12 protein-coding genes are annotated in these 13,023 nt (G+C 72.6%); 7 read left to right on the top strand and 5 right to left on the bottom strand.

The genetic code is table 11. The annotated features are described in order from the left end of the window. Positions 1-103 precede the first annotated feature (103 nt). Genes O7603_RS00690 through O7603_RS00660 form a run of 7 tightly spaced genes read left to right on the top strand, consistent with a single transcriptional unit; the run spans position 104 to position 6,664 of the window. Positions 104-1,150 (top strand): sugar ABC transporter substrate-binding protein, encoded by a 1,047-nt coding sequence (locus O7603_RS00690; RefSeq protein ID WP_281573707.1) that lies wholly within the window; start codon positions 104-106, stop codon positions 1,148-1,150. Further along, positions 1,150-2,685: a sugar ABC transporter ATP-binding protein gene (locus O7603_RS00685; RefSeq protein ID WP_281573706.1), complete on the top strand. Its 1,536-nt coding sequence runs from the start codon at positions 1,150-1,152 to the stop codon at positions 2,683-2,685. Before O7603_RS00690 ends, O7603_RS00685 begins: the two co-directional genes overlap by 1 nt. Next, entirely contained in the window at positions 2,682-3,707 is a 1,026-nt protein-coding gene (locus O7603_RS00680; protein WP_281573705.1) for an ABC transporter permease, read from the top strand. The genes O7603_RS00685 and O7603_RS00680 overlap by 4 nt, the downstream gene beginning before the upstream one ends. A gap of 51 nt (positions 3,708-3,758) precedes the next feature. Continuing rightward, positions 3,759-4,094, top strand: a complete 336-nt coding sequence (locus tag O7603_RS00675; RefSeq protein ID WP_281573704.1) for an L-rhamnose mutarotase — start codon at positions 3,759-3,761, stop codon at positions 4,092-4,094. After that, positions 4,091-5,101 carry an aldo/keto reductase gene (locus O7603_RS00670; protein ID WP_281573703.1) on the top strand — a complete coding sequence of 337 codons (1,011 nt, stop codon included), beginning with the start codon at positions 4,091-4,093 and terminating at the stop codon, positions 5,099-5,101. The genes O7603_RS00675 and O7603_RS00670 overlap by 4 nt, the downstream gene beginning before the upstream one ends. Further along, positions 5,098-5,949: an amidohydrolase family protein gene (locus O7603_RS00665; protein WP_281573702.1), complete on the top strand. Its 852-nt coding sequence runs from the start codon at positions 5,098-5,100 to the stop codon at positions 5,947-5,949. The genes O7603_RS00670 and O7603_RS00665 overlap by 4 nt, the downstream gene beginning before the upstream one ends. A 43-nt stretch (positions 5,950-5,992) precedes the next feature. After that, a complete protein-coding gene (locus O7603_RS00660) occupies positions 5,993-6,664 on the top strand; it encodes a FadR/GntR family transcriptional regulator (RefSeq protein ID WP_281573701.1) in 672 nt (223 codons plus the stop codon). Positions 6,665-6,761: 97 nt separating this feature from the next. Here the strand turns inward: O7603_RS00660 and O7603_RS00655 are convergent, their stop codons facing one another. The 5 genes from O7603_RS00655 to rhaS all read right to left on the bottom strand — a co-directional run bounded on the left by O7603_RS00655 (position 6,762) and on the right by rhaS (position 13,011). Next, complete coding sequence (locus O7603_RS00655) at positions 6,762-8,189, bottom strand: rhamnulokinase family protein (RefSeq protein ID WP_281573700.1); 1,428 nt, start codon at positions 8,187-8,189, stop codon at positions 6,762-6,764. Between the two features lie 72 nt (positions 8,190-8,261). Beyond that, positions 8,262-10,304, bottom strand: coding sequence for a bifunctional aldolase/short-chain dehydrogenase (locus O7603_RS00650; protein WP_281573699.1), 2,043 nt, complete (start codon positions 10,302-10,304; stop codon positions 8,262-8,264). A 25-nt stretch (positions 10,305-10,329) separates the two neighbouring features. Then, a complete protein-coding gene (gene rhaI, locus O7603_RS00645) occupies positions 10,330-11,511 on the bottom strand; it encodes an L-rhamnose isomerase (protein WP_281573698.1) in 1,182 nt (393 codons plus the stop codon). Then, positions 11,508-11,861 carry an L-rhamnose mutarotase gene (locus O7603_RS00640; RefSeq protein WP_281573697.1) on the bottom strand — a complete coding sequence of 118 codons (354 nt, stop codon included), beginning with the start codon at positions 11,859-11,861 and terminating at the stop codon, positions 11,508-11,510. The genes rhaI and O7603_RS00640 overlap by 4 nt, the downstream gene beginning before the upstream one ends. A gap of 64 nt (positions 11,862-11,925) precedes the next feature. Next, positions 11,926-13,011: a rhamnose ABC transporter substrate-binding protein gene (gene rhaS / locus O7603_RS00635; RefSeq protein ID WP_281573696.1), complete on the bottom strand. Its 1,086-nt coding sequence runs from the start codon at positions 13,009-13,011 to the stop codon at positions 11,926-11,928. Positions 13,012-13,023 lie beyond the last annotated feature (12 nt).

Raw genomic sequence — 13,023 nt, 5'->3', positions numbered from 1 at the left:
CCGGCCCAGGGATCGACTGATAGACATCCGACGTATTAACAGCGTGTTTCCCCGCTTGCCTCCGCGAAGCGTTCACCGTATCCACACCGGATGGAGGACCACCGTGAGACATACCTTCAGGACCCCGATCGGGATCGCGATGGCCGCGGTCCTGGCCCTGGGCACCGTCGCCTGTGGTGACTCGTCGAGCGGGACGGGCGGCCAGGCCGGCTCCGGCCCGCAGATCGGCATCGACCTGCCCCGCGCCGACTCCGACTTCTGGAACTCCTACGCCAAGTACGTCCCGCAGTTCGCCGACGAGTACGACATCAACCTGATGTCGCCGACCAACTCGCAGAACGACGTCTCCAAGCTCGTCGCCAACGTCCAGGCGATGACCAGCCAGGGGGCCAAGGCCATCGTGATGGCGCCGCAGGACACGGGTGCGATCGCCTCCACCCTGGACACCCTGGAGAACCGCAAGATCCCGGTGGTCTCGGTCGACACCCGCCCGGACAAGGGCAAGGTCTTCATGGTCGTCCGCGCGGACAACCGGGCGTACGGGCAGAAGGCGTGCGAGTTCCTCGGCGAGAAGCTCGGCGGCAAGGGCAAGGTCATCGAGTTCCAGGGTTCGCTCTCCTCGATCAACGGCCGGGACCGGTCGGAGGCCTTCGCCGAGTGCATGAAGACGAAGTTCCCCGGGATCACGATCTTCGAGGAACCGACCGAGTGGGAGGGCGCCAAGGCGGCGGCCGCGCTCCAGACCCGCCTGGCCCAGCACCCGGACATCAACGGCGTCTACATGCAGGCCGGCGGCGTCTTCCTGGCGCCGACGCTGCAGGTGCTGCGGTCGAAGAACCTGCTGGTCCCGCCGACGGACCCGAAGCACATCTTCATCGTCTCCAACGACGGCATCCCGCAGGAGTTCGAGGCGATCCGCAAGGGCGAGATCGACGCGACCGTCTCCCAGCCCGCCGACCTCTACGCCAAGTGGGCGCTGTACTACGCCAAGGCGGCGGCCGAGGGCAAGACCTTCTCCGCCGGCCCGACCGACCACGACAGCACCATCATCGACATCGGCAACGGCCTGGAGGACCAGATCGCCGCGCCGCTGGTGACCAAGGAGAATGTCGACGATCCGGCGCTCTGGGGAAACCAGATCGGCAAGTGATGACCAGCCACGAACGGAAAGCGGACTCCGCGGCCGGGGCCACCGCCCCCGCCGCGGAGGCCCGCGGCGTGTCCAAGCGGTACGGCGCGACCGTGGCGCTGGACTCGGCCGGCATCGTCGTCCGGGCCGGCGAGACCCACGCGCTGGTCGGACGCAACGGCGCCGGCAAGTCCACGCTGGTGTCGATCCTGACCGGCCTGCAGCGACCGGACGGCGGGGAGATCCGCTTCGACGGCTCGCCCGCCCCGACGTTGGCGGACCGCGACGCGTGGCGGCAGCGAGTCGCCTGCGTCTACCAGAAGTCCACGATCATCCCGGCCCTGACCGTCGCGGAGAACCTGTTCCTGAACCGGCAGGCCGGCCGCGGCCCGATCGGCTGGGGCGGCCTGCGCCGCCGCGCCGCCGACCTGCTGGCCGGGTACGGCGTCGAGGTCGATCCGGCCGCGCTCGCCGGCTCGCTCACCGTGGAGCAGCGGCAGCTCGTCGAGATCGCCCGGGCGCTCTCGTTCGGCGCCCGGTTCATCATCCTCGACGAGCCGACCGCGCAGCTCGACGCCGCCGCCATCGAGCGGCTCTTCGGCCGGATGCGCGAACTGCAGGCCGCCGGTGTCACCTTCCTGTTCATCTCGCACCACCTCCAGGAGGTGTACGAGGTGTGCCAGACGGTGACCGTGCTGCGCGACGCGCGGCACATCCTGACCCAGCCGGTCGGGACGCTCTCCCGGGACGACCTGGTCGCCGCGATGACCGGTGACACCGGCCCGGCCCTCGCCGCCGGGACCGACCGGCCGCCGGTGCCGGAGAGCGCCCCGGTGGTGCTCGGAGTGGACGGCCTGCGGCTGGCCGGCTACTACGACGGTGTCGACCTGACGGTGCGGGCGGGGGAACTGGTCGGTCTCATCGGTTCGGGCAGCAGCGGCAAGGTGGCCCTCGCCGAGACGGTCGCCGGGCTGCGCCGGGCCGACGCGGGCACGGTGACGATCGCGGGCACCACCCCGAAGCCGGGCAGCGTGCCCGCCACGCTCGCCGCCGGGCTCGGCTACCTGCCACAGGACCGGCACCGGGAGGGGCTGGTACCGCTGCTGTCGGTGGCGGAGAACGCCACGCTGCCGATCGCCGGCCGGCTCGGGCCCGCCGGCCTCGTCGCGCCCGCCCGGCAGCGGGCCGTCGCCGAACGCATGATCCAGACGTACGACATCAAGACCGACGGACCGCACCAGCCGGTCAGCGGCCTCTCCGGCGGGAACGCGCAGAAGGTCGTTCTGGCCCGGGCGCTGGCCAACGATCCCCAGGCGCTCGTCATGGTGAGCCCCACGGCCGGCGTCGACGTCCGGTCCAAGGCGTCCCTGCTGGGCGCCGTCGCCGGAGCCGCCGCTTCGGGCACCGGCGTGCTGATCGTCTCCGACGAGCTGGACGACCTGCGCTCGTGTGACCGGGTGCTGGTGATGTTCCACGGACGGGTGGTCCGGGAGGTCCCCCGGGGTTGGACGGACGCCGAACTGGTGGCCGCAGTGGAGGGAGTGGAGCAGCCGTGACCGGCACCCAGACCATCGTCAAGCCGCCGACGCCGAGCGGATCCCGGCCCGGCCTCGGCCGCCTACCGCTGGCTCGGCTGCGGGACCTCGCACTGGTTCCCGCGATCCTGCTCCTCGTCGTGGTGGGCGCGCTCATCGACCCGGTGTTCCTCAGCGCCGCCAACATCACCAACGTGCTGCAGCAGCAGACCGAGTTGGCGCTGCTGGTGCTCGCCGAGGCGATCATCCTCATCGCCGGCAAGTTCGACCTGTCCCTGGAGTCGACGATCGGGCTGGCACCGGCACTGGCCGTCGCGCTGGTCATCCCCGCCGCCAGCAACGGGCTGGGCACCGAACTGCCGGCCGGCCTGGCCATCGTCCTCTGCCTGCTCACCGGGCTGGTGATCGGGGCCTTCAACGGCCTGCTGATCCTGCGGTTCAAGCTCTCCGCGTTCATCGTGACCCTGGGCATGCTGATCGTCCTGCGCGGCCTGCAGATCGGGATCACCGGCGGGCAGAACCTGTTCGACATCCCGCCGTCGGTGCTCTACCTCGGCAGCGCGGTCTGGCTCGGCGTGCCGGCGTCCATCTGGATCAGCGGCACGCTCTTCGTGGTGGGCATCGTGGCGCTGGGCTTCTTCCGGCACGGCCGGTCCGTCTACGCCATCGGCGGCAACACCGACGCGGCCCGGGCCGCCGGCATCCGCACCGACCGGGTGGTGTGGGTGGTCCTGATGATCGGCGGCCTGCTGGCGGCGCTGGCCGGCCTGCTGATGACCGGCCGGCTGGGCTCGGTCGCGGCGGCGCAGGGCGACGGCATGATCTTCACCGTCTTCGCCGCGGCGGTGATCGGCGGGATCAGCCTCGACGGCGGCAAGGGGACGCTGTTCGGCGCGCTCTGCGGCGTCATCGTCCTCGGCCTGATCAACAACATCCTGACCCTCGCCGGGGTCTCCGCCCAGTGGATCCAGGCCATCTACGGCGCCATCATCCTGGTCGCGCTGATCCTGGCCCGCCTCACGTCCGGCAAGGCCCAGGACTAGCCGGGCATCGCCCGCAGCGGCCCGGACCGGCAACGGAAAGGAGCGTCGCCCATGCACCGCATCGCCCTGCACACCCGGCTACGGCCGGGCAGCGAGAGCGAGTACGACGACGTCCACGCGACCATCCCGGTGGAGCTGGCGGCCGCGATCCGCACCGCTGGTGTGCATGGTTGGTGGATCTGGCGGGACGGCCGGGACCTGTTCCACCTGGTGGAGGTCGAGGACTACCAGCGGATGCGCCACGAGCTGCGCGACCACCCGGTGAACGTGGCGTGGCAGGCCCGAATGGCCCGGCTGCTCGACGTGCCGGACGACTACTCGGGCACCGACTCCGGGCTGTGCCTGGTCTGGGCGCTGCCGCCCGCGCCGGACGGGGCGGGCGGGTGACCGGCGTGCGGGTGGGGCGGTCCGAGGTGACCGTGAGCCGGCTCGGTCTCGGCTGCGCCCAGCTCGGCAACCTCTTCACACCGATCGGCGAGGCCGACGCCATCGCCACCGTGGCGGCCGCCTGGGACCAGGGGATCCGCTACTTCGACACCGCGCCGCACTACGGTCTGGGGCTCTCCGAGCGCCGGCTCGGCGACGCGCTGCGCGCCCTGCCCCGGGCGGCGTACACGGTCAGCACGAAGGTGGGGCGGCTGCTGGTCCCGGAGCGGTCCGGGGCCGCGCGGCGCGACCCCGAGGGCTTCGACGTGGTCGCCGACCACCGGCGGGTGTGGGACTTCAGCGCGGACGGCGTGCACCGCTCGCTGGAGGCCAGCCTGGTCCGGCTCGGCCTCGACCGGATCGACGTCGTGCTGATCCACGATCCGGAGGACCACCAGGGGCCGGCCCTGGCCGAGGCGTACCCCGCGCTGCACGAGCTGCGCGCGCAGGGCGTGGTCGGCGCGATCGGCGTCGGGTCGAAACAGTGGCAGGTCCTGCACCGGTTCGTCGCCGAGACGGAGGTCGACGCGGTCATGGTGGCGGGCCGGTACACCCTGCTGGAACAGCCGGCGCTGGACGCGCTGCTGCCCGGGTGCGCGCGCCGCGGCGTGTCGGTGTTCAACGCCGGCGTCTTCAACAGCGGGCTGCTCGCCGTACCGCGTCCGCACGCCGGCCTCCCCTACGAGTACGGCGACGTGCCGGCGGCGGTGCTCGACCGGGCCCGGGCCATCTCCGAGGTCTGCGCCCGGCACGGCACCTCGCTGCCGGCGGCGGCGCTCGCCTTCGCCGCCGCGCATCCGGCGGTCGCGGCGGTGGTGGTGGGCGCCCACGGCCCGGACCAGGTCCGGCGCAACGCCGCGCTGTCGGCGGCGGAGCCGCCCGGTGCCGGGTTCTGGGCGGAGCTGGTCGCCGAGGGCCTGCTCCGCGCGGACGCGCCGCTGCCCATCTCCCCGGTCGGTGCCGCGTGATCGTCGACGCACACCACCACCTGTGGCGGATCGAGGACGGCTACCGGTGGCTGGACGCGCCGGAGCTGGCCCCGATCCGGCGCTCGTTCGTCCCCGACGACCTGCGGCCGGAGCTGACGGCCGCCGGCGTCGACCGGACGGTCCTGGTGGAGGGGGGCCGCTGCGACGTCGCCGAGGCGGCCCTCCTGCTCGAGTACGCGCGGTCCACTCCGGCGATCGCTGGGGTGGTCGCCTGGGTCGACCCCGCGGATCCGGCGCTCGCCGACACCATCGCCGACTACCGGCGGTTGCCCGGCGGTGACCTGATGGTCGGCGTACGCCCGCAGCTGCAGGCCGAGACGGACCCGCACTACCTGGACCGGGAGCCGGTCCGGCGCGGCCTGCGCGCCATCGCCGAGGCCGGGCTGGCCCTCGACGTGGTGGTCCGGGTCGACCAACTGTCCGCCGTGGCGCGGGCCGCGCGGGAGGTCCCCGAGCTGCGGTTCGTCCTCGACCACCTCGGCAAGCCACGGATCCGGGACGGGCTCGGTGGCCTGGCCGAGTGGTCCGGCCCGGTCGGGGCGCTCGCCACCCTGCCGAACGTCACGGCGAAGCTGTCCGGGCTGGTCACCGAGGCGAGCTGGGACGCGTGGCAGGTGGCCGACCTGCGGCCCTTCGTGGCCGAGGCGGTCACCCGGTTCGGGCCGGACCGGCTGATGTTCGGGTCGGACTGGCCGGTCTGCCGGCTCGCCGCCGACTACCAGGCGGTGCTGTCGGCCCTGGTCGAGGCCCTGCCGCCGCTGTCGGCCGAGGAGCGGGCGGCGGTGTTCGGCGACACCGCCGCGCGGACCTACCAGCTCCGGCGTTGAGCGGTCTCATACTCTGCGGTACGCACGAGGGGCGGAGGAGCACGTGGCAGTCACGGACGAGGCGATCGACAAGATCAAGCAGATGATCGTCGCCGGCGAGTTGCGCCCGGGTGACCGGCTGCCCCGCGAACCCGACCTGGCCGAACGGCTCGGCCTGTCCCGCAACTCGCTGCGCGAGGCGGTCAAGGCGCTGTCGCTGATCCGGGTCCTCGACGTCCGGCAGGGCGACGGGACGTACGTGACGAGCCTGGATCCGGCGCTGCTGCTCGACGCCCTGAGCTTCGTCGTCGACTTCCACCGCGACGACACCGTCCTGGAGTTCCTCGAGGTCCGGCGGATCCTCGAGCCGGCCGCGACCGCGCTGGCCGCACAGCGGGCCAGCGCGGAGGACCTCGCCGCGTTGCGCGACGTGCTGGACGGCCTCGGCGACGATCCGACCATCGACGAACTCGTCGCCAACGACCTGGAGTTCCACCGGCTGATCGCCGTCTGCGCGGGCAACAACGTGCTCACGTCCCTGCTCGACAGCCTCTCCGGGCCGACCACCCGCGCACGGATCTGGCGGGGTCTTACCCAGGAGGGCGCGGTCGCCAAGACCCGCGAGCAGCACGCCGCCATCCTGGACGCGGTCGCCTCCGGGCAGGCGGACCTGGCCCGCTCCTGGGCCACGGTGCACGTCGCCGGTGTGGAGCAGTGGCTGCGCCGGGTCCTCTGACCGGCCGGTCTGCGGCCGGGCGGTCCGCGGCCCAGCCCGGAAAGCGGCCCCGCGGGTCAGCGTGGGCGCGCGTTCCCGAAGCGCGCGACCCGCGCCGTCACCGGGCCAGCCGGCCCTCGGCGGCCCGCCAGGCCGCCTCGTCGCCGCGCGGCTCGTACCGCACGATCCGTTGCGTGTCGCGCAGCACGGTCCGCAGCGCCGGCAGGTCCCCGCCCACCGCGCCGGCCGCCCGCGCCTGCACCAGCATGTTGCCCAGCGCGGTCGCCTCGACCGGCCCGGCGAGCACCGCCAGCCCGCAGGCGTCGGCGGTGAGCTGGCAGAGCAGCTCGTTGCGCGCGCCACCGCCGACCATGTGCACGACGTCGACGTGACGGCCGGAGAGCCGCTGCGCCTGGCGTACAGCGCGGCGGTGTGCCAGGGCCAGGCTGTCGAGGATGCACCGCGCGGTGCCGGCCGGACCGGTCGGCACCGGCTCGCCGGCGCGGCGGCAGGCGTCGGCGATGCGGGCCGGCATGTCGCCCGGCGGCAGGAACACCGGGTCGTCCGGGTCCACGACGGACCGGAAGGCCGGTTCCCGACCCGCCTCGCGCAGCAGCGCGGGCAGGTCGGCGCCGCCCCACGCGCGCACCGACTCCTGGAGCAGCCACAGGCCCATGACGTTACGCAGGTAGCGGATCGTGCCGTCCACGCCGGACTCGTTGGTGAAGTTGGCCGCCCGGCTCGGCTCGCTGAGCACCGGGGCGTCGAGTTCGACGCCGACCAGCGACCAGGTGCCGCAGGAGATGTACGCGAACCGCTCCCCCACCGCCGGCACCCCCACGACGGCGGACGCGGTGTCGTGCGAGCCCACCGCGACCACCCGGGGATCGCCGGACAGACCCACCGTCGGCAGGACCGGGCCGATCGTCGTGCCGGGCTCGCGGAGCGGCGGGAACAGCTCGGCGGGGATCCCCGCGTCGGCCATCAGCTCGCGGGCCCAGGTCCGGCGGCGTAGGTCGTACAGCTGGGTCGTGGAGGCGTTGGTGATCTCCGCGCCGATCTCGCCGGTGAGCCAGTACGCAATCAGGTCGGGGATCAGCAGCAGCCACCGCGCCGCTGCCAGCTGCGGCGTGTCGGCGGCGGCGACGAGCTGGTAGAGGGTGTTGAACGGCAGCTTCTGCAACCCGGTGGTGGCGTAGAGGCGCTCCTCCCCCAGGTGCTTCGCCACCCGCTCGGCGACGCCGTCGGTGCGGTGGTCGCGGTAGTGCACCGGGTTGCCCAGCAGCGCGCCCGCCGCGTCGAGCAACCCGTAGTCGACCGCCCAGGAGTCGACGCCGACGCTGGCCACCGGACCGGCGGCGCGCAGGCCGTCGAGGACGCCCCGGTAGAGGCCGAGGACGTCCCAGTGCAGGGTGGCGCCGACGCGTACCGGCTCGTTGGGGAACCGGTGCGCCTCGGTCAGCTCCAGTTCGCCGGGGCCGACCCGGCCGACCATGACGCGTCCGCTGGACGCGCCGAGGTCCACGGCGGCGAGGCGGACACTCACCGCGCCCCCCGCCGGGCCGCTCGGACCACGACGTCGATCGGCGTGCTCGTCCTCATCCCGCACCCGTTCCGGTCAGCGGAGGAAGGCCGCGGCGACGCCGGCGTCCACCGGGAGGTGCAGGCCCGTCGTGTGGGACAGGTCGCCTCCGGTGAGCACGAAGACCGCGTTGGCGACGTGTTCGGGCAGCACCTCGCGCTTCAGCAGGGTGCGCTGGGCGTAGAACTCGCCGAGCTTCTCCTCGGGCACTCCGTAGACGGCGGCCCGCTGGGCGCCCCAGCCGCCCGCGAAGATGCCGGAGCCGCGCACCACGCCGTCGGGATTGACCCCGTTGACGCGGATGCCGTGACCGCCGAGTTCGGCGGCGAGCAGCCGGACCTGGTGGGCCTGGTCGGCCTTGGCGGCCCCGTACGCGACGTTGTTCGGGCCGGCGAAGAGCGAGTTCTTGCTGGCGATGTAGACGATGTCGCCGCCCAGCCCCTGCGCGACCATGACGCGGGCGGCTTCCCGGGAGACCAGGAATGAGCCCTTGGCCATCACGTCGTGCTGAACGTCCCAGTCCGCCTCGGTGGTCTCCAGCAGCGGCTTGGAGATGGACAGCCCGGCGTTGTTGACCACGAGGTCCACGCCGCCGAAGGCGAGCACGGCCGCTCGCAGGGCGCCGGCGACGGCGGCGCCGTCGGTGACGTCGGCGGTGACGGCGACGGCCACGTCGGTGCCGCCGATCTCGGCGGCGACGGTGGCCGCCGAGCCGGCGTCGCGGTCGGCGACGACGACGCAGGCTCCCTCGGCGGCGAGCCGATGGGCGATGGCCCGGCCGATGCCGGAGCCGCCACCGGTGACGAACGCGACCCGGGTGGCCAGCGCCTTCGGCCTCGGCATCCGGCGCAGCTTCGCCTCCTCCAGCGCCCAGTACTCGATCCGGAACTTCTCGGCCTCGTCGATCGGCGCGTAGCGGGACACGGACTCCGCGCCGCGCATCACGTTGATCGCGTTGACGTAGAACTCCCCGGCGACCCGGGCGGTCTGCTTGTTCTGGCCGAAGCTGAACATGCCCACGCCCGGCACCAGGACGACGGCCGGGTCGGCGCCGCGCATCGGCGGACTGTCGGCGGTGGCGTGCCGCGCGTAGTAGGCCCGGTACTCGTCGCGGTACGCGCCGTGCAGCTCCCGCAGCCGGGCGACGACGTCCTCGACCGGGGCGGTCGGCGGCAGGTCGAGCACCAGCGGCCGGACCTTGGTGCGCAGGAAGTGGTCGGGGCAGGAGGTGCCGAGCGCGGCGAGCGCGGGGTGTCGCTCCCGGGCGAGGAAGTCGAGCACCACGTCGCTGTCGGTGAAGTGCCCGACCTGTGGCCGGTCGGTGGAGGCGAGGCCGCGCAGCAGCGGGAACAGCGCGGCGGCCCGGCGCCGCCGCTCCTCCGGCGGCAGCGGGCGGTAGCCGTCGCGCACCGGGCCGAACGGCTCGGCCCGGCCCCGCTCGTCGAGGAAGGCCTGGGCCGCGCGGATGATCTCCAGAGAGTTGCGCTCGCACTCCTCGCTGGTCGCGCCCCAGGCGGTGATGCCATGGCCGCCGAGGATGACGCCGATCGCCTGGGGGTTCGCGCTCGCCACCGCGGCGATGTCGAGGCCGAGCTGGAAGCCGGGCCGCCGCCACGGCACCCACAGCACCCGGTCGCCGAAGATCTCCTTGGTGAGCGCGGGGCCGTCGGCCGCGGTGGCGATCGCGATGCCCGCGTCCGGGTGCAGGTGGTCGACGTGCGCCGCGTCGACCAGACCGTGCATCGCGGTGTCGATCGAGGGCGCCGCCCCGCCGCGGCCGTGCAGGCAGTAGTCGAACGCGGCGACCATCTCGTCCTCCCGGTCGACGCCGGGGTAGACGTCGGCCAGGGCGCGCAGCCGGTCCAGCCGGAGCACGGCGAGACCCGCCTCGGTCAGGGTGCCGAGGTCGCCGCCGGAGCCCTTCACCCAGAGCAGGTCGACCGGGCCGCCGGTCACCGGGTCGGTCGCCCCGCCCTTGGCCGAGGTGTTGCCCCCGGCGTAGTTCGTCGTGGTCGGGTCGGCGCCGAGCCGGTTGCTGCGCGCGATCAGCGCCTGAACCTGCGAATGCATCGTCCTCACGTCCCTGTCTGCGTACTCGGTGTGGTCAGGCGCCCCAGCCGGCCTGCTGCCCGCCGACGCGCTCGGCCCGGATCCGGTCGAAGTAGCCGGAGCGGGCGTAGGCGGCGATCGGGTCCGGGTCCAGGCCCAGGTCGGCGCGGAGGTCGGCCAGCAGCGGCCGGACGTCGGTGTGGTACGCGTCCATCAGCACCGCGTTGGCGCCGAGCACGTCGCCGGCCCGCTGCGCGGCGGCCAGCGCGTCGGCGTCCACGAGCAACGCCTTGGCGGTGGCCTCCTGCACGTTCATCACCGACCGGATGATCGCGGGGATCTTCGGCTCGATGTTGTGGCACTGGTCGAGCATGAAGGCGATGCCCGCCTCCGGCGCCAACGCGTCGCCACGGACGATCTCGTGCATGATGCGGAACAGCTGGAACGGGTCCGCCGCGCCCACCATCAGGTCGTCGTCGGCGTAGAAGCGGGAGTTGAAGTCGAACGCGCCCAGCCGCTGGGCGCGCAGCAGGAAGGCCACGATGAACTCGATGTTGGTGCCCGGCGCGTGGTGCCCGGTGTCGATGACGACCTGCGCCTTCGGTCCGAGTTCCAGGCAGTGCGCGTACGCGGTGCCCCAGTCCGGCACGTCGGTGGTGTAGAAGGCCGGCTCGAACAGCTTGTACTCCAGCAGCAGCCGCTGGTCGTCGCCGAGCCGGTCGTACGTCTCGCGCAGCGCGGTGGCGAGTCGGTCCTGCCGGGCCCGGATGTCGTCCTGCCCCGGGTAATTGGTGCCGTCGGAGAACCACAGCTTGAGGTCGCGTGACCCGGTGCGGTCCATGATGTCGACGCACTCGAGCAGGTGGTCGGTCGCCTTGCGCCGCACGCCCGGGTCCGGATTGGTGACGCTGCCGAGCTTGTAGTCGTTGTCCTGGAACACGTTGGCGTTGATCGCGCCCAGCGTCACGCCCTGGTCGGTCGCGTGGCGGGCCAGGTCGGCGTAGTCGTCGACCCGGTCCCACGGGATGTGCAGGGCCACCGTGGGCGCGACCCCGGTGAGCCGATGCACGACGGCGGCGTCGGCGATCTTCTCGTACGGGTCGCGTGGCACGCCCTCCTGTGGGAAGACCTTGAAGCGGGTGCCGGAGTTCGCGTACGCCCAGGACGGGGTCTCGATGCGCTGGGTGCGCAGGGCCTGCGTGACCCGCTGTCGGGTCGGCGCGTCGGGCTGCGTCATGCTGTTTCTCCCGTCTCTGCGGCGAGTTGCGCCTCAAGGTTGAAGACCTCGTCCAGCGGCCGCATGGCACGGTCGGGTGTGCCCTGGTCGAGGTCGAGGAAGAACGACGCCATCTCCGCCTGCCAGCGGGCGTTGACGTCGCGGGTCCGCATGGCGGCCTGGGCCGCCGGGAAGTCGTCGGTCACCAGGAACCCCACGAGCAGTCCGTCCTCGCGGAGGAAGAGCGAGTAGTCGTGCCATCCGCACTCGGCCAGGGCGCCGAGCATCTCGGGCCAGACCCGCTCGTGCCGGGCGCGGTACTCGTCCAGGCGGACCGGGTCGACCTGGAGGGTGAAACAGACGCGGGGCATGGATCTCCCGTCGGTACCCCGGCGGTGCCGGCACCGTCCGGCGCCGGCACCGCCCGGCGAGCGGTCAGAAGTCGAACTGGTCGATGTTGTTCTTGTCGAAGACGGTGGGCGGGCCGAGGACGACCACCCCGTCCTTGCCGACGGTGTACTCACCGAGCTTGCCGGCCGTGAACTTCTCGCCCTCGGCGCCGCTGATCTGGCCCGACGCCAGTGCGGCGCCCGCGTAGGCCGCCAGGTAGCCGAGGTCGGCGGGATTCCACAGGGCGAACCCGTCGACGGTGCCGTCCTTGACGAACTCGCGCATCTGGTTGGGAGTGCCGAGGCCGGTGAGCTTGACCTTGCCCTTGTACTGCGACCCGCTCAGGTAGCGGGCGGCGGCGGCCACGCCCACGGTGGTCGGGGAGATGATGCCCTTGAGGTTGGGGTATGACTGCAGCAGGCCCTGGGTCTCCTGGAACGACTTCTGGTCGTCGTCGTTGCCGTACGCCACCGTGACCAGCTTGAGCTTGCTGTACTCGGGCTTCTTCAGCTCCTCCTTCATCAGCGCGATCCAGGCGTTCTGGTTGGTCGCGTTGGCGGTGGCGGAGAGGATCGCGATCTCACCCTCGCCGCCGACCTGCTGCGAGATGAGCTTGACCTGGTTCTCCGCGATGCCCTCGGCCGTCACCTGGTTGACGAAGATCTGGCGGCACTCCGGCTTGGTGTCCGAGTCGAAGGTGACGATCTTGGCGCCGGCGGCCTTCGCCTGGTTCAGCGCGCCGCAGATCGCGTTCGGGTCGTTGGCCGACGTGACGATCACGTCCATGCCCTGTTGGGACAGGGTGTTGATGTAGCTGACCTGGGAGGAGGCGCTGGCCTCGGAGGGGCCGACCTCCTTGTACTCGCCCTTGATCTCGGTCACCGCGGCCTTGCCGCCGCTGTCCGAGACGGTGAAGTAGGGGTTGTTCACCTGCTTGGGCAGGAAGGCGATCTTGAGCCCTTCCTTGATGGCGGCGTCCGGGTTGGCGGCGCCGCTGGCCTGGTTGCCGGCGCCGGAGTCGTCGCCGGAGTTCTCCCGGGTGGTGCCGCCGCAGGCCGTGGCGCTGAGCAGCAGGGCGGCGAGGGCGAGGCCGGTGGCCCCGAGACGGAAACCTCTGCGGTGCGCGGACATCGATATCCCTTC

It is taken from the genome of Micromonospora sp. WMMD812 (assembly GCF_027497215.1).
Taxonomy (GTDB): domain Bacteria; phylum Actinomycetota; class Actinomycetes; order Mycobacteriales; family Micromonosporaceae; genus Micromonospora.
This window is presented reverse-complemented; position numbering and strand designations above follow the sequence as displayed.

Excerpts from the sequence above, each read along its gene's own strand:
- O7603_RS00685 (WP_281573706.1), top strand. The coding sequence starts at position 1,150 with ATGACCAGCCACGAACGGAAAGCGGACTCCGCGGCCGGGGCCACCGCC.
- O7603_RS00640 (WP_281573697.1), bottom strand. The coding sequence starts at position 11,861 with ATGCCCCGCGTCTGTTTCACCCTCCAGGTCGACCCGGTCCGCCTGGAC.
- rhaS (WP_281573696.1), bottom strand. The coding sequence starts at position 13,011 with ATGTCCGCGCACCGCAGAGGTTTCCGTCTCGGGGCCACCGGCCTCGCC.
- O7603_RS00675 (WP_281573704.1), top strand. The coding sequence starts at position 3,759 with ATGCACCGCATCGCCCTGCACACCCGGCTACGGCCGGGCAGCGAGAGC.
- rhaI (WP_281573698.1), bottom strand. The coding sequence starts at position 11,511 with ATGACGCAGCCCGACGCGCCGACCCGACAGCGGGTCACGCAGGCCCTG.